The sequence below is a fragment of the Pseudomonas sp. LS_2 genome (assembly GCF_042709235.1).
Taxonomy (GTDB): Bacteria; Pseudomonadota; Gammaproteobacteria; order Pseudomonadales; family Pseudomonadaceae; genus Aquipseudomonas.
Genome location: NZ_JAVAYC010000007.1, coordinates 1 through 16,394, shown reverse-complemented (window position 1 = coordinate 16,394; position 16,394 = coordinate 1). Strand labels below are relative to the sequence as shown.

Genomic DNA, 16,394 nt, shown 5'->3' with positions numbered 1-16,394 from the left:
GCTAGAAATCGGCCAGCCGCTGCAAGGCGAGCTGGCCGGCATGCGGCCCTTCCTCCAGACGCAGGACCGCAACCATGCGCACCAGCCTGCCGCCCTCCTCGGCCCGTTGCAGGCGCTGCGCGGCCTCTGCCGGAAGCTGCTGGCGCCACTGCGCCAACCACTCGTTCGACAACACGGCACGCCCTTCCTGGACGGCGAACTCGACACCGGGCTGCTCGCTGACCGCCATGGCCACCAGGTAGCTGCGGTTGCTCGAAGCCTGGTGATACAGCGCCACGGCCCCGACGCGGTGCCGCTGGCTCAAGCCGTAGCGCACCAGCATGTCATCGATCAGGCTCAACGCGTGCTGACGCATACGCGTGCCGCTGACCGCTGCCAGCAGGCCTTGAGTGTAGTCGTCGACCGCACGCAGGTAGTACACCGTAGGCATCGCGCTGGGTACATCCGCAGGCAGCGCCAGACGCCAGACAGCGCCTGCGTCCAACCCCGTAGGCTGCTGTTCCCTGAGCAGCAGCAGCGGGTCGGCCAACTCGTCCACGGGCCGACTGCCATATCCCCAACAGCTGGTGACGTGCTCGAGGTAGATCAGCCGTTCGTGGGCGCTACCCTGGGCACGCTCGAATACATGCCGGGCGGCATTCAGCGAGCTTTGCCGGGTCATGCCGGCACGTGCACGCTCTACATGCCGGTCCAGCGGCGCGTTGAACAAAGGTCGGCGTACCGCCCAGCCACTGGGGCCACGGGTCATCAACCAGGGCTGTTCGCCGAACCGTTCGCGCAGGCAGCGCTCCAGGTCGTCGAAACTCAGGGAGGTCGCCAGGTCAGACGAGCGGCTCAAGAGGATGTGGCTGTCAGTCTCCACAGGGAACACTGGAAGCAATCGCCCATTGACCTCCACCCCCAAGACACTGGCCTGCCCTTCGGCACCGTACAGGCCACTACCGGGCACCAGTTCGCGGTCGGCGGGGGTGAATGGGCGCAAATCATCACGCCAGTTCCTCAGCCGCGGCAGCTGCGCCGAGCTGGCCGCGACCGGCCTCACCCGCTCCCACACCAGCACGCTGCGGTTGGGCCCGTCCAGGTGCACGCCGCCTAGCATGGGTCGCAACAAGCCATCCTGCCTTGCGCTACGTAGCAGGCTTGCCACCCGAGGGTCGTGAACCGATGCCAGCAGCACATCCATCCATGCGTCGCTCAAGACCACCAGGCCACTGCCGCCTCGCAGCGAGATCGGCCCCAGCGTGCGGCCGTGCAGCAGCACGTATATTTCCGGCAAGCCTGCCCGGCGCAACAGCAGCAAGTGACGCTCGGCGTTGCCCACGTGGTTGATCAATTGGTAGCCGCGCGCCGTAAGTACATCACTCAGCACGCCGTTCAGCGCGGCTGGCTCCACCTGGCCAAGGGCGTTGCGCAATGCCTGGTGTTCACCCGGCAACAGTTCCCAATGCAACTGCTGAAAAAGCCCGTCCCGGGAAGCCAGGGTCAAGTGCCGCGTATAGCCCAGTACCGGTACCTCTGCCAGCTCCTGCAAGGGCTCGAGGTTGACATCGGCGACGCGCTGTTCCAGGCGTACCATGCGCGCATGGCTCAACTGCGCCGTGCTGCGATCGGCGTTTCGGTACAGCGTCTCGCCCAGCGCCTGTCGGCTTTGCTCGCTCAGCGAAGGGAAGCGCGCTGCCAGGCGCTGACGGAATGTCTCGGTGAACCCACCCACTATGGTGGGTGCATCGATCACCGTGGCTCCCAAGGCAACGCGCACCGGGCCTGCGCCCTGCTCGATCAATGCATCGAGCTCCGCGAGGTTGCCAGGCATGCGCGCGCGGGGGCGCACGTACGCGATGTTGCCGAACGCGTCGCCCGCCAGGGTCGGGTAATACTGCCCACGTAAACGCAAGCCGGGCTGGGCCGTGGTGGCCTGCGAGCCGGCAAAGTAGACATTCACCCGTCCACCGTGCAGGTCGACGACACGGTCGCCCTGGCGGATAGTCCAGCGCACCGTTTGCCAGGCATCGGCTGGCGCATCCACCCCCAACGCAGTGCCCCTGCGCAGGTACTGCCGCGCCCAGCCCGGTGCCACGCCATCCTGCAGGTAGGCGTAGGTGAATTCCACTTGCTGGTGCGGGCTGGGGAAACGATACCGCGCCAGTTCTTGCCGCCCCCGTGCCACGGCCTGGGTACGGCCCAGGCCGGTCAGGGCCGGGTGATGGCTGCGCGGCCCCCATTCGGCGAACAGCCGTTCGGCGTCGGTCAATTTGCCACCGCCACCGCGCAAGCCGACATCACCATGCATGACCCAGCGCCCGCCGTCCTGGCGCACAGGCGCTTCGTAGCGTCGCGTAGCGGTGGCACGCAGGCGCAAGGTGGCTTCATCGCTACGCCGGTACACCTCGTAGGCCAGCCCGTCCTGCCAGATGTACTGCCTGCCCTGCTTGCGCCACGTGTTGGCGTCCAGACCCTGCAAGGGTTCGGCGCCATCCAGCAACTGCCCGCTGGCATACCCTCGCAACGGCAGGCGCGCCACCCGCTGGCGAGAGACCTGGCGCACCAGGCGGCGCAAGGCCAGGACCGAACCTCCCACTGGCAGGGCGGTACTGCAGATATCGATTATGCCCATGACGATGCTCAAGGTGCCGTGGATCATCTGGACACTGCTGCCGCTTCGCCAGGATTCGGCCAGCTGCTGGGCACCTTCGTGGATGTCGGTGATGCTGTACCAAGCGCCCAACCCCGGGACCACTCCGAGTGCCGCGCGCAGGTAGCCGGTGTGGCGCAGGTGCGCGTCGTAGGCGTTGTCCTTGCGGATACTGGCCTGGCTGCGCCCTTGCTGCCGAGCCTGGTCCAGCAGCCGGTCGCGGCGCTCCGCAAGCTGCAGGCCAACCAGTGTCTGCTCAAGGCACGGCGCGGTCTTCAGGTAGCCGGAGTAGCCGCGAATGCCGGCCTGGCGCAGGTACGCGGCCATACGTACTGGGTCGTTGCCACAGCGTTGCGCCACATAGTCGACCACCTCTGGCCGGCTGTTGATCTGCGATGCCAGGAACTCCAAGGCCGACTCGAGGCTGTCGCGCTCGATCAGCAGCACCGAAGGCGTCGCCCCCGGCAGGTAGAGCACTGCACGGCCCGCTTCGTTGACCAGGGCTGCGCTCCCTGAGAGAGCTTGTCCCAGTTCGTCGTCCGACTGCACCACGACCCAGCGCAGGCGTATGCCAACGGCTTGCAGCGCTTGCCAGGAGTGCGCTGCGGCCGCTTGCTGGAGCATTCGTGCACCTTCTTCGCTCAACCCGCCCCGCCACCTCTCACTGGTAGCCAGCAGTTGCAACTCGAGCTGGTAAGGAAGACGCAGGCGCTCAGGGGGCTGCACCTGCTCCGGGTCGAAGGCTTTCAACAGCTTGGCCTCGTAATGCTTGAGCGGGTCGAGCTCGCGCAGCACACGGGCAAGGTAATGCGGCTCGATACCCTCGACCGGCCAGCGCGCCCGGTCCAGCCTCTGGTACTCCGTATCACTGTCAGGGTCGATGCCTTCACAGGCGATCTGCGACACCGTGCTGGGAATATAGGGAAGGTTCTGGTCCAACGAAGGGTCGGGGCGCCAGAGCAGGATCTCGTCGATGTCCACCTCGATACCAAGGTCCTGTTCGATACGCGCCTTGAGGCGGTTACCGGCCCACGACGAGAATGTCGGTGCCTCGGCTTGCAAGCGGGCTTCAAGTGCCAGGGACGCCTCGTGGTACTCGCGCAGTTGCTCGGCATAGGCCTGGCGCTCCGTATCGCTGCGCGGCAGCACCCAGGAGGGAATGCTCTGCAGCAAGGCATCGACCTGCCATTGCCGCTCGGCCTGGTCCAGCGCAGCCTGGCGACAGGTATCCGCGGCGATCCCCAGGGCCGCGCGTGCCAGCGCCAGGCGTCGCTCTTGCGCTTCGTCCTGGGAGGGGACGTCCGCCAGGCTGCCTTGCCAGTGTTCAAGCATGGCCTGGAGCAGGCTATCCAACCCGCCCTGTACAGGTACCAGGCGCAGCGTCGTCTCGTCGTCTGGCAATGCAGCAGCGATCGGCAACCCTCCCTCGCGCAGGGTGGAGGCCAGCCGCTCCAGCAAGGCATGGCGATCGTCGAGGCAAGCCATGCCACCACCCTCGCCGTGCACCCACAAGAGCAACGGTACGTCGAGCCGACCTGATGACCAGCCTGACGCCTCGGCGAGCACCCACGCGCCAGGCACGGCGTCTTCCCCCGCTTGCACCGCCAGCCAGATGGCCGGGTGTTCGCTCGATGGCGTCAGCAGCCGCTGGCGCACCTCGTCCGCCAGTTCACCTTCCTCTACCAGCAAGCCGGCCTCGGCCCGCATCGCAGCGTACGTAGCTTCGCGCAACGTGGTGAGCGATAGCTGCAGGTTCGCGTCCTGATCCAGCAGTAGCGTGTTCAAGCGCTTCCAAGCCGTATGACGGCTCGCACGCAACCCACGCCATGCGCTCAACACCTCGACACTTGGCGCCTCCTGGCCAAACCGCTCGAGCAGGCGCTGCAGGTGAGCCTCCTGGTGCTGAGCCAGCAGTTTCCAGGGATAGCGCGATGGCAGGCTGCCCAGGGCCAGCAGGCCCGCATACTCGCGGGCCTGCTGAAGCGATTCGCGCTCCAGCGCGCTGCGCCAGTGCTCCAGATGCTCCCCAATGCTTTGTTCGTGCTCGCGCAACGACTCTGGCAGGCCCTGGACCCTCGCGCCAGGTTGCTCGGCCTGCGCGGCCAGGGCCGTCGCCACTTGGTTCAGCCAGGTGACGGGCGCGCTGGCCTGCGCCAAACCACAGCGCAGGCGATACAAAGCTCGCTCGTATGTCGGCGAATCATCATGCGGCCCGGAATCAGGCAAGAGATCGATCAGGTGTTCAAGTGAATCCATGGTGAAGGCTCCATTTTCAAGAGCCGTTCACCATAGGCATGCAACCAGCAAGCAGGTGATGTGCCGCTACTACCCGCAGGCGGCGGGTACGAAGCAGCGGGAAGGCAGGAGACCCCAGGGCCACTGCGGCCCCAGGGCGGCGCAGCAAACGATCAACCTTTGGCGGCAGCCTTGGGTTTTTTCAGCAGGTGGGAGAATACAGCGTGCAAGTCGTCCGAGGCGCTTTCCTCGTCCAGGTTCAGCTTGCTGTCGATGTGGTCCATGTGGTGCATCATCAGTTCCACCGCATGCTCGGCGTTGCGCGCTTCGATAGCGTCGATCAGTTGCATGTGCTCATCGTAGGAGCAGTGCGAGCGGTTGCCGCTTTCGTACTGGGCGATGATCAGCGAGGTCTGCGACACAAGGCTGCGCTGGAAGCTCACCAGTGGCGCGTTGCCCGCCGCCTCGGCGAGCTTGAGGTGGAATTCGCCGGAAAGACGAATGCCTGCACCACGGTCGCCACGCGAGAAGCTGTCGCGTTCCTCGCGCACCATCTGGCGCAGCTCGTTGAGCTGCTCGGCAGTGGCGTGCTGGACGGCCAACTCGGTGATCGCCCGCTCCACCATACGTCGGGAGAAGAACACCTGGCGGGCTTCCTCGACGGTAGGGCTGGCCACCACGGCGCCGCGGTTGGGCCGCAGCAGCACCACGCTTTCATGGGCCAGGCGCGACAAGGCACGGCGGATGATGGTGCGGCTGACACCGAAGATCTCACCCAACGCTTCCTCGCTCAACTTGGTGCCCGGGGCGAGGCGCTGCTCGAGAATGGCCTCGAAAATATGCGCGTAGACGATGTCGTCCTGGGTACCGCTGCGCCCGGCCTTGCCGTTGCGCACGGGTTTCTTCAGAGGTTGCAGCTGTTCGTTCATGGGCTCTCGAGCACAAGGGGCCGGCCAGTGGAGCCTCGACTGTAATAGCGGTCGCGGGGGTGCTGGCAAGTCCTGGATGGAAAAAAGGGACCAAGGTATCGGCGCATTGTACACAGGCTGAGGCGTTTTAGCAGGAGACCTTTGCCCATATAGCTGTAGTACGAAAGATTGTGCACGCAAAAGATAAAACATTATTTGCATTCTTTGTACACAAAAGCATAATCCCCACAGCAACTTCTTGACCCATAAGTCAACAAATCGGTCAGGCGTCTGCCAACCCCCCTCGCGGAGCCCCCAAGTGCATTGCGCAGGAACACTGGCTCCGAACAACAAGAAAGACTTGAGGAGTACTCGCTGTGGAAAGCCGCAAATCCGACGCCCCTACGCTGGATCTCGCCCCACCGCTCGAAACGAGCTGGCTGGAGCGGATTTTCAAACTCAAGCGACATGGCACCACCGTCAGGACCGAACTGATCGCCGGGGTGACAACGTTCATCACCATGGCCTACATCATCTTCGTCAACCCCAACATCATGGCTGACGCCGGCATCGACCACGGTGCAGCCTTCGTCGCCACCTGCATCGCCGCCGCCTTGGGCTGCCTGCTGATGGGACTGTACGCCAACTGGCCGGTAGGCCTGGCGCCGGGCATGGGGCTCAACGCCTTCTTCACCTACACCGTGGTCGGCACCATGGGCTACACCTGGGAAGCAGCGCTCGGCGCGGTGTTCGTCTCGGGTGTGCTGTTCATGTTCCTGACCCTTTCGCGGGTGCGTGAATGGCTGCTCAACAGTATTCCGGTCAGCCTGCGCCATGCCATGGGTGCGGGCGTCGGCCTGTTCCTCGGGCTGATCGGCCTGAAGACCGCCGGCATCGTGGTCGACAGCCCGGCCACGCTGATCAAGCTGGGCTCGCTGCATGAGCCCGGACCGCTGCTGGCTGCGGTGTGCTTCCTGATGATCGCGATTCTCAGCTACCACCGGGTGTTCGGCGCGATTCTCATCAGCATCATCAGCGTCACCCTGGCCGGCTGGGGCCTGGGGCTGGTGCAGTTCGGCGGCGTGTTGTCGATGCCACCGAGCCTGGCACCGACCTGGATGGCCATGGACGTGGCGGGGGTATTCAACATCAGCATGATCAGCGTGGTACTGGCGTTCCTCTTCGTGCACATGTTCGACACCGCCGGCACCCTGATGGGCGTTGCCCAGCGGGCCAACCTGGTGGCGCCGGACGGGCGCATCGAGAACCTGTCCCGGGCGTTGAAGGCCGATAGCGCCTCGAGCGTGTTCGGTGCGGCGGTGGGCGTACCACCGGTGACCAGCTATGTGGAAAGTGCTGCGGGCGTGGCCGCCGGTGGTCGTACGGGCCTTACCGCTGTAGTGGTCGGCCTGCTGTTCGTCGCGGCCATGTTCTTCGCCCCGCTGGCCGGGATGATCCCTGCCTATGCCACCGCAGGTGCCTTGATCTACGTGGCCATGCTGATGATGGGCAGCATGGCGCACATCAATTGGGACGAAGCCACCGACAGCATTCCGGCCATTGTCACGGTCATCATGATGCCGCTGACCTTCTCGGTCGCCGACGGCATCGCCATGGGCTTCATCAGCTATGTGGCGTTGAAAGCGGGTACCGGCAAGTACAAGGAGATCTCGGCCAGCCTGTGGGTGCTGTGCGTGATCTTCATCGCCAAGTTTGTGTTCCTTTAAACCCGACTATTCGGCCAGGGCGCTTCGGCGCCCTTTTCGCTGGTTGCCACACCATGGTGACTGACATTTTTGTCAGATGCCGCGAGCGGTACAAATCGATAAAACATTTGCTGACTTCACCTAATCACCCAGGAAATAAAGCGAATGCCGATCACAACATGCTCACTGCTCGCCAGCGATGCCGCCAACTCGGTTCTGTTCTCGCATCGCCAGCGCTTTCTGCACACCAACACCTTTACACCCTACGGATACCAAGCGACTCCTCAAACCTTGCTTGGCTTCAATGGGGCACTGCGAGAAAGTGCCGGCGGCAACTATGTGCTGGGCAATGGCTACCGCCTTTACAGGCCAGCGCTGATGAGATTTCTCGGCCCCGACAAGCTCAGCCCTTTCGGCAAAGGGGGGGCCAACAGCTATGCGTATTGCCTGGGTGAACCGGTAAACCGATCCGATCCCAGCGGAGCGATACCCCTCCTACGCCCGAAAGCCGGGGCTTCCGTGGTCGCCAAGGCACTGGTTGCGGATCGGCATGGACTTCCACTGAACCCCGCCAGCAAGCAATTCGCCGAACATATGCAGGACGCCATCATCACCACCTCACTCCCGGGCAACGACGGCCGGCTGCCCAGCACCACCCCTGCTCAAAGCCGGCTGGGCGCGCACGTGCAACACATGCAAAGCAACGCCCCATTTCCTAACAAGGTTCGCGCGGTGGTCTTGAACAAGGAAAGCCGCAACAAGCCACCCATCAGCGGCTATTTGCAGGACGCATACATCGCCAACGTAGAGCGCGTCAGAAACGCAGACATCTCCAGCGTCACGGCGCATCTGAACATGCTTGAGCACTGGGGGGCGTATGAGGGGCCAAGGGCTATACCTACGCGCACGGTGGCGCGCGCATTGCACCTGGCATCTGCCGTATTCACAGGCGTTGAAGAACAGGCCTCGTACAAGACCGGGGCCTACCTGCGCCGCCACTAGGCAAAAAAAAGCCCGCCAGTGTGATAGCGGGCAAGGACCTACGAAGATTCTTCTAGCGACCAACTAGCTTCCGCGATAGGTCGAATAACTGTACGGCGAGATCAACAGCGGTACATGGTAGTGCTCCTGGCCGGCATCGATGCCAAAGCGCAATACCACCACATCCAGAAACGCCTGCTCGCCCAACTGCACACCGCGAGCCCGGTAGTAATCGCCTGCGCTGAATTGCAGTTGATAAACGCCCGTGCGGTAGTCGTCACCTTGCAGCAGCGGCGCGTCGACGCGGCCATCGCTGTTGGTCAGTGCGGTATTCACCAGCTCCAACTGCTGGCCTTCGACACGGTAAAGCTCGATCTTGATCGAGCTGCCGGGACAGCCGTGTGCTGCATCCAGTACATGTGTGGTCAAACGTCCCATGTGCCAGTGGCCTCTTGTTCGATTCGTGGGCAAAAAATTCCCAGCGAGCACCAGAACGGGGCCAGCTGGGCGCGAGGAGTGAAGCCATTAAGACACTTTACAGTTAAATTGTACACAATTTTTTGAGCCACTTTATGATCGCCTGGTGCCAGGCCCTGCAAATACGCCGCGCATTCGATAGCGCTCATGGTACGGCAACGCCAGCCACATTTACTGACCACTTGGGCAGGTTTCTTGCAGGGCATTTTCAACCGACAAAAGGAAAGAAATGCGGAAAAACAGGCTTACAAACTGCTCCAAAAGTTGTATACAATCAGCCCATCCGGTGCATGCGACATCTCGACGCGGTCGCCCACCCCCCGCACAACGTACAAGAAGGAAGACTGCAGTGAGCGCTGACTATCCTCGCGACCTGATCGGCTACGGCAACAACCCACCTCACCCGCACTGGCCGGGCAACGCCCGCATCGCCCTGTCCTTCGTGCTTAACTACGAAGAAGGCGGCGAACGCAACATCCTGCACGGTGACAAGGAGTCCGAAGCCTTCCTGTCCGAGATGGTCGCCGCCCAGCCACTACAGGGCCAGCGCAACCTGTGCATGGAGTCGCTCTACGAATACGGCAGCCGCGCAGGCGTATGGCGCCTGCTCAAGCTGTTCAAGGACAGCGGCGTGCCGTTGACCATCTTCGCCGTGGCCATGGCCGCCCAGCGCCACCCGGATGTGATCCGCGCCATGGCCAAGGCCGGCCATGAAATCTGCAGCCACGGCTACCGCTGGATCGACTACCAGAACATGGACGAGGCGCAGGAGCGCGAGCACATGCTCGAAGCCATCCGCATCCTCACCGAACTGACCGGCGAGCGCCCGGTGGGCTGGTACACCGGTCGCACCAGCCCGAACACCCGGCGCCTGGTGATGGAGGAAGGTGGCTTCCTCTACGACAGCGACACCTACGACGACGACCTGCCCTACTGGGAGCCGAACAACCCGACCGGTAAGCCGCACCTGGTGATCCCCTACACCCTGGACACCAACGACATGCGCTTCACCCAGGTGCAAGGCTTCAACTGCGGCGAGCAGTTCTACCAGTACCTCAAGGATGCCTTCGACGTGCTCTACGCAGAAGGTGCCGAAGCCCCGAAAATGCTTTCCATCGGCCTGCACTGCCGCCTGGTCGGCCGCCCGGCGCGCCTGGCTGCGCTCAAGCGCTTCGTCGACTACGCCAAGAGCCACGACCAGGTCTGGTTCGCCCGGCGTGTGGACATCGCGCGCCACTGGCACGCCACCCACCCGTACAAGAAAGAGAATGCCTGATGACCGCCTTCAAGACCCTCAAGCCCTCCAGCCTCGGCCGCGATGCCTTCGTCGCAGCCTTCGCCGACATCTACGAGCATTCGCCGTGGGTCGCCGAAAAAGCGCATGCCCTGGGTAACCTGAGCGAGCTGGACGAGATCGAGGTGCTGCACCAGCGCATGAGCGACATCCTGCTCAGCGCAAGCCATGCCGAGCAACTGGCGCTGATCAACGCCCACCCGGACCTGGCTGGAAAGGCGGCGGTCCAGGGCGAGCTGACCGAGTCGAGCACCAACGAACAAGCCGGCGCCGGTATCCACCAGTGCACCGCCGAGGAGTTCGCCCGTTTCACCGAACTCAACGATGCCTACAAGGCCAAGTTCCAATTTCCGTTCATCATGGCGGTCAAGGGCAGCAACCGGCACCAGATCCTCGCGTCGTTCGAGAAGCGTATCCACAACGACGCCGATGCCGAGTTCAAGGAAGCCCTGGCACAGATAAACCTGATCGCACTGTTCCGCCTGCTGCAGCTTTGAGGACCAAAGCCGGCACTGGCCCGAGTGCGTGACGCGAGCGCACCCAGGGCCTGGCTGGCAAGTCGGTCCACCCTATTGAAGAACAACGAACAGAGAAGAGACAACCATGCGTACCCTGATGATCGAGCCCCTGACCAAAGAAGCCTTCGCCCCTTTCGGTGACGTGATCGAAACCGATGGCAGCGACCACTTCATGATCAACAACGGCTCGACCATGCGCTTCCACAAGCTCGCCACGGTCGAGACCGCCGAGCCGGAAGACAAGGCCATCATCAGCATCTTCCGCGCCGACGCCCTGGAGATGCCTTTGACCGTACGCATGCTGGAGCGCCATCCGCTGGGCAGCCAGGCTTTCATCCCGCTGCTCGGCAACCCCTTTCTGATCGTGGTCGCGCCACTTGGCGATGCACCTGTATCAGGCTTGGTCCGAGCCTTCCGCAGTAATGGCAGGCAGGGCGTTAATTACCATCGCGGCGTCTGGCACCACCCGGTGCTGACGATCGAAAAGCGGGATGACTTCCTGGTGGTTGATCGCAGCGGTTCTGGCAACAACTGCGACGAGCATTACTTCACCGAGGAACAGATGTTGATCCTCAATCCCCACCAATAAGAAAAGGTCGGTCATCTACCGGTGACCGGCAGAGGTACATACTGTGGAAGCACACCTTCACGAATGGCTGAACCTGAGCATTCGCTGGGTTCACATGATCACCGGGGTCGCCTGGATCGGTGCATCGTTCTACTTCGTCTGGCTGGAAAACAACCTCAACCGCAGCAACCCGCGCGATGGGTTGTCGGGTGACCTCTGGGCCATCCACGGCGGTGGTATCTACCACCTCGAGAAGTACAAGCTGGCCCCCCCGAAAATGCCCGAGAACCTGCACTGGTTCAAATGGGAAGCCTACTTCACCTGGTTGTCCGGCATCGCCCTGCTGTGCGTGGTGTTCTACTGGAACCCGACCCTGTACCTGCTGGCCCCCGGCAGCACCCTGAGCGGTGCCGAGGGCGTGGCCATCGGTATCGGTTCGCTGGTCGCCGGCTGGTTCGTCTACGACTTTCTCTGCGACTCGCCCCTGGGCAAGAAACCCGCGCTGCTCGGCGGCGTGCTGTTCGTGCTGATCATCGCCGCCTGCTGGGGTTTCAGCCTGGTGTTCAGCGGTCGTGGTGCCTACCTGCACACCGGCGCGATCATCGGCACCATCATGGTCGGCAACGTGTTCCGCATCATCATGCCGGCCCAGCGCCAGCTGGTAGCGGCGATCGAGAAGAACGAGACCCCCGACCCGGTGCTGCCGGCCAAAGGCCTGCTGCGCTCGCGCCACAACAACTACTTCACCCTGCCGGTGCTGTTCATCATGATCAGCAACCACTTCCCGAGCACCTACGGCAGCCAGTACAACTGGTTGATCCTGGCCGGGATCGCGGTGGCCGCGGTACTGATCCGTCACTACTTCAACACCCGCCACGACAGCAACAAGTACGCCTGGGCCGTGCCGGCCGGCGCGCTGGCGATGATTTGCCTGGCCTTCGTGACCGGTCCGAAACCGCTGACCTCCACCCCTGACCAGGCGGCAGCGAAGATCGAGTACCAACCCCTGCCGGCCACCGCCGTAGGTGGCAAGACCGCTGCCGAGCAGCGCGCCGAAGCTGCCGCCAAGGCGGCCGAAGCTCCCGCCGAGGCACCGGCCCAGGCCACCGCCCAGGCAGCGCCCGGCAACTTCGAGAAGATCCACGACGTGATCCAGGAGCGCTGCACCGTGTGCCATTCGGCCAAGCCGACCAGCCCGCTGTTCAGCACTGCACCGGGGGGCGTGATCCTCGATACCCCGCAGCAGATGCAGGCCCAGGCCGCACGCATCCAGGCCCAGGCTGTCGCCAGCCAGATCATGCCGCTGGGCAACATCACCCAGATGACCGTCGAGGAACGCAAGCTGGTAGGTGACTGGATCGCCAAGGGCGCGCCGGTGAACTGAGACACGCTGCTGCAAGCACGAAAGCAACAAGCAAGCATCGAGCACCAGTCTCCAAGCGGGAACCCCAGGCTTTTTCGTGAAGCTTGCCGCTTGGAGGCTGCTGCTTGGATCCGAGAATAAAAACAAAACTCGAGGTGCTGCATGTCCGAGTCACCCAAGGCGTACATCCCCGTTGCGCCGCCACGACAGCCCCTGCCCTGGTTCCAGCTGATCCTGGTGGGCCTGCAACATGTCCTGCTGATGTACGGCGGCGCCATCGCCGTGCCGCTGATCATCGGCCAGGCCGCCGGACTGTCCCGTGAAGAAGTTGCCTTCCTGATCAACGCCGACCTCTTGGTCGCAGGCGTCGCCACCATCGTCCAGTCGTTCGGCATCGGCCCGGTAGGTATTCGCATGCCGGTGATGATGGGCGCCAGTTTCGCCGCCGTCGGCAGTATGGTAGCCATGGCCGGCATGCCGGGCGTGGGCATGCAAGGAATCTTCGGCGCGACCATCGCCGCCGGGTTCTTCGGCATGCTGATCGCGCCGTTCATGTCCAAGGTGGTGCGCTTCTTCCCACCGCTGGTCACCGGCACGGTCATCACCTCCATTGGCCTGTCGCTGTTCCCGGTCGCGGTCAACTGGGCCGGTGGTGGCGATCAAGCCAGCACCTTCGGCTCGCCGATCTACCTGATGGTGGCCGGGCTGGTACTGGCTGTCATCCTGCTGATCAACCGCTTCATGCGCGGGTTCTGGGTCAACGTGTCGGTGCTGGTGGGCATGGGCCTGGGCTACGTGCTGGCGGGCGCCATCGGCATGGTCGATTTGTCCGGGCTTGGCCAGGCGCCTTGGTTGCAGGTGGTCACACCGCTGCACTTCGGCATGCCGACCTTCAGCCTGGCGCCGATCCTGTCGATGTGCCTGGTGGTGGTGATCATCTTCGTCGAGTCTACCGGCATGTTCCTGGCCCTGGGCAAGGTCACCGACCGCGAAGTGACGCCCGGCATGCTGCGCCGCGGTTTGCTGTGCGATGCCGGTGCGTCGTTCGTGGCCGGGTTCTTCAACACCTTCACCCACTCCTCGTTCGCCCAGAACATCGGCCTGGTGCAAATGACCGGTGTGCGCTGCCGCTACGTCACGGTGGTGGCCGGGATGCTGTTGATCCTGCTCAGCCTGCTGCCCAAGGCCGCCTACCTGATCGCCTCGATCCCGCCTGCAGTACTGGGCGGCGCGTCCATCGCCATGTTCGGCATGGTCACCGCCACCGGGATCAAGATTCTCCAGGAAGCGGACATCGCCGACCGGCGCAACCAGTTGCTGGTGGCCGTCAGCATCGGCTTCGGGCTGATCCCGGTGGTCAAGCCGGAGTTCTTCGCGCAGCTGCCCCACTGGATGGAGCCGATCACCCATAGCGGCATCGCCATGGCGACGGTCAGTGCCCTGGTGCTGAACATCCTGTTCAACATTCTCGGCGGCAAGGAGCGCGCGGCGCACAACGCCGCCTGTCACGGCCACTGAGTCAACCTGGGCGGCCCCGCGCCGCCCTGCCCTTCATTCTTCGTTGTGCCGTCGGCCCGCCGGAATGGGCCGTCCGGGGCGCCTGCGCGCCGAAAAAACCCAAAAAAACAATAAGTCCGGGAAACACAGCATGAAGTGCATCGCATCAACCCTGCTACTGGGCGGCAGCCTCGTGGCCACCCTCCCCGCCGCTGCCGGCGAATGGCTGCAATGGCATGGCGAAAGCCTGACCTACCTGTATGGCAAGGACTTCAAGGTCAACCCCGACATCCAGCAGACGATCACCTTCGAGCACGCCAACAAATGGAAGTACGGCGACACCTTTCTGTTCATCGACAAGATTTTCTATAACGGCAAGGCCGACCCCGGCAAAGGCGTGACCACCTACTACGGCGAATTCAGCCCGCGCCTGTCGCTGGGCAAGATCACCGGCCAATCGTTCGCCTTCGGCCCGGTCAAGGATGTACTGCTGGCCATGACCTACGAGCGTGGCGAAGGCGACAACGAGGCCTACCTGATCGGCCCAGGCTTCGACCTGAACGTTCCCGGCTTCAACTACTTCACCCTGAACTTCTACCTGCGCAATACCGAGGGCAGCCGCCCCGGCGACAACGTCTGGCAGATCACCCCGGCGTGGTCCTACACCATTCCCGTGGGCAGGTCCGACATCCTGATCGACGGCTACATGGACTGGGTGGTGGACAACGACCAGACCCGCCGCGGCACCTACCACGCCAACCTGCAGTTCAACCCACAGGTCAAGTACGACCTGGGCAAGGCCCTGAACCTCGGCGCCAAACAGCTGTACGCGGGTTTCGAGTACAGCTACTGGAAGGACAAGTACGGCATCGACAGCCGCGGCAACGTGCAGAGCAACCAGAGCGTTTTCAGCGCGCTGGTGAAAGTGCATTTCTAGAAACCTGACCAAACGACCAATTTTGTAGCGGTGTGCCCCAGGACGGAGCACTTGAGACCCGGCGCGCAAGTGAGTAATCTGCGCGCCCCTCGATCAGGGCCGGACGGATCCGGCCTGCGTTTACTGACCGCTCAGTCAATGAATACGGGCGGTTAGCCAACGTGTTGGCAGCCAGAAACACCCATTTTCATCCGTTCAGAAAGACGTCGAGCAGGATGGTTGTGACCACCCGAAAAGGTTGGCACAGCGCTTGCCAAAACGCTGTGGCCAATCGAAAAAAACTGACCCAAAAGACAAGAAAGCGCCAATCACGAGCGCTGACAACTGATCCATCAAAGGGAGCGACTTTCGCAATGCGTACAATCAATAGCCTGATCCTCGCCGGTGGCCTGCTGGCCTGCGGTAGCACCTTCGCCGGCGACCTGCTGCAATGGCAGAACAACAGCCTGACCTACCTGTGGGGCAAGAACTTCAAGGTCAACCCGCAGGTGCAGCAGACCGTCACCTTCGAGCACGCCGATGCGTGGAAGTACGGTGACAACTTCATCTTCATCGACAAGATCTTCTACCAGGGCAAGAAAGATGACCTCAACGGCCCGAACACCTACTACGGCGAGATCAGCCCGCGCCTGTCGCTGGGCAAGATCACTGGCCAGTCCTTCGCCTTCGGCCCGGTCAAGGACGTGCTGCTGGCCATGACCTACGAGTTCGGGGAGGGCGACACCGAGGCCTACCTGATCGGCCCGGGCTTCGACCTGGACATCCCGGGCTTCGACTACTTCCAGCTGAACTTCTACCACCGCACCGCAGATGGCAGCCGCCCGGGCAGCAACACCTGGCAGGTGACCCCGGCGTGGTCGTACACCATTCCCTTGGGCTCGTCCGACATCCTGATCGATGGCTTCCTGGACTGGGTGGTGGACAACGACGAGAACCGCCGTGGCAGCTATCAGGCCAACGTGCACTTCGTGCCGCAGGTCAAGTACGACCTGGGCAAGGCCTTGAAGCTGGGCGAGAAGCAGTTGTACGTGGGCTTCGAGTACGACTACTGGAAGAACAAGTACGGCATCAAGGACAGCGACGCGTTTACCACCGACCAGAGCACCGCGAGCTTCCTGGTCAAGCTGCACTTCTGACCTGGGACCCACGGGCTGCTGCGCAGCCCATTCGCGGGTAAACCCGCTCCTACAGGATCGCGCAATCCTTGTAGGAGCGGGTTTACCCGCGAACCGGGGCCATGCCCCGGCCATCCCTCACCGATCAACGACCCGGCTTCAG

Annotated in this window: 12 protein-coding genes; 9 read left to right on the top strand and 3 right to left on the bottom strand. The window is 63.1% G+C overall.

Features of this window, described 5'->3' with window-relative positions; all coding sequences use genetic code 11:
* Position 1 precedes the first annotated feature (1 nt).
* Both RAC97_RS08460 and RAC97_RS08455 read right to left on the bottom strand, forming a co-directional pair.
* Positions 2-4,888 carry a hypothetical protein gene (locus tag RAC97_RS08460; RefSeq protein WP_375101658.1) on the bottom strand — a complete coding sequence of 1,629 codons (4,887 nt, stop codon included), beginning with the start codon at positions 4,886-4,888 and terminating at the stop codon, positions 2-4.
* Between the two features lie 152 nt (positions 4,889-5,040).
* On the bottom strand, positions 5,041-5,796 hold the full coding sequence (locus RAC97_RS08455; RefSeq protein WP_375101659.1) for a GntR family transcriptional regulator: 756 nt from the start codon (positions 5,794-5,796) through the stop codon (positions 5,041-5,043).
* 356 nt (positions 5,797-6,152) lie between these two features.
* Between RAC97_RS08455 and RAC97_RS08450 the strand changes: the two genes are divergently transcribed.
* Together RAC97_RS08450 and RAC97_RS08445 are read left to right on the top strand one after the other, a co-directional pair.
* A complete protein-coding gene (locus RAC97_RS08450; RefSeq protein WP_375101660.1) occupies positions 6,153-7,502 on the top strand; it encodes an NCS2 family permease in 1,350 nt (449 codons plus the stop codon).
* 144 nt (positions 7,503-7,646) lie between these two features.
* Positions 7,647-8,483, top strand: a complete 837-nt coding sequence (locus RAC97_RS08445) for an RHS repeat-associated core domain-containing protein (protein WP_375101661.1) — start codon at positions 7,647-7,649, stop codon at positions 8,481-8,483.
* 63 nt (positions 8,484-8,546) lie between these two features.
* Here the strand turns inward: RAC97_RS08445 and uraH are convergent, their stop codons facing one another.
* Positions 8,547-8,900: a hydroxyisourate hydrolase gene (gene uraH / locus RAC97_RS08440; RefSeq protein ID WP_375101662.1), complete on the bottom strand. Its 354-nt coding sequence runs from the start codon at positions 8,898-8,900 to the stop codon at positions 8,547-8,549.
* 388 nt (positions 8,901-9,288) lie between these two features.
* Between uraH and puuE the strand changes: the two genes are divergently transcribed.
* The 7 genes from puuE to RAC97_RS08405 all read left to right on the top strand — a co-directional run bounded on the left by puuE (position 9,289) and on the right by RAC97_RS08405 (position 16,252).
* A complete protein-coding gene (gene puuE, locus RAC97_RS08435) occupies positions 9,289-10,215 on the top strand; it encodes an allantoinase PuuE (RefSeq protein WP_375101663.1) in 927 nt (308 codons plus the stop codon).
* Entirely contained in the window at positions 10,215-10,730 is a 516-nt protein-coding gene (gene uraD / locus RAC97_RS08430; RefSeq protein ID WP_375101664.1) for a 2-oxo-4-hydroxy-4-carboxy-5-ureidoimidazoline decarboxylase, read from the top strand. The genes puuE and uraD overlap by 1 nt, the downstream gene beginning before the upstream one ends.
* Before the next feature lie 106 nt (positions 10,731-10,836).
* Positions 10,837-11,340, top strand: a complete 504-nt coding sequence (locus RAC97_RS08425) for an ureidoglycolate lyase (RefSeq protein ID WP_375101665.1) — start codon at positions 10,837-10,839, stop codon at positions 11,338-11,340.
* A gap of 43 nt (positions 11,341-11,383) precedes the next feature.
* Entirely contained in the window at positions 11,384-12,703 is a 1,320-nt protein-coding gene (locus RAC97_RS08420) for a urate hydroxylase PuuD (protein WP_375101666.1), read from the top strand.
* Positions 12,704-12,844: 141 nt separating this feature from the next.
* The gene (locus RAC97_RS08415; RefSeq protein WP_375101667.1) at positions 12,845-14,200 is read left to right on the top strand and encodes a nucleobase:cation symporter-2 family protein; all 1,356 of its coding nucleotides are present in this window, start codon (positions 12,845-12,847) and stop codon (positions 14,198-14,200) included.
* Between the two features lie 130 nt (positions 14,201-14,330).
* Complete coding sequence (locus RAC97_RS08410) at positions 14,331-15,116, top strand: outer membrane protein OmpK (protein WP_375101668.1); 786 nt, start codon at positions 14,331-14,333, stop codon at positions 15,114-15,116.
* Positions 15,117-15,469: 353 nt separating this feature from the next.
* A complete protein-coding gene (locus tag RAC97_RS08405) occupies positions 15,470-16,252 on the top strand; it encodes an outer membrane protein OmpK (RefSeq protein WP_375101669.1) in 783 nt (260 codons plus the stop codon).
* Positions 16,253-16,394 lie beyond the last annotated feature (142 nt).

Coding starts and splice junctions, on each gene's coding strand:
- RAC97_RS08415 (WP_375101667.1), top strand. CDS start 12,845: ATGTCCGAGTCACCCAAGGCGTACATCCCCGTTGCGCCGCCACGACAG.
- RAC97_RS08460 (WP_375101658.1), bottom strand. CDS start 4,888: ATGGATTCACTTGAACACCTGATCGATCTCTTGCCTGATTCCGGGCCG.
- RAC97_RS08445 (WP_375101661.1), top strand. CDS start 7,647: ATGCCGATCACAACATGCTCACTGCTCGCCAGCGATGCCGCCAACTCG.
- RAC97_RS08410 (WP_375101668.1), top strand. CDS start 14,331: ATGAAGTGCATCGCATCAACCCTGCTACTGGGCGGCAGCCTCGTGGCC.
- RAC97_RS08405 (WP_375101669.1), top strand. CDS start 15,470: ATGCGTACAATCAATAGCCTGATCCTCGCCGGTGGCCTGCTGGCCTGC.
- RAC97_RS08425 (WP_375101665.1), top strand. CDS start 10,837: ATGCGTACCCTGATGATCGAGCCCCTGACCAAAGAAGCCTTCGCCCCT.
- RAC97_RS08455 (WP_375101659.1), bottom strand. CDS start 5,796: ATGAACGAACAGCTGCAACCTCTGAAGAAACCCGTGCGCAACGGCAAG.
- uraH (WP_375101662.1), bottom strand. CDS start 8,900: ATGGGACGTTTGACCACACATGTACTGGATGCAGCACACGGCTGTCCC.
- uraD (WP_375101664.1), top strand. CDS start 10,215: ATGACCGCCTTCAAGACCCTCAAGCCCTCCAGCCTCGGCCGCGATGCC.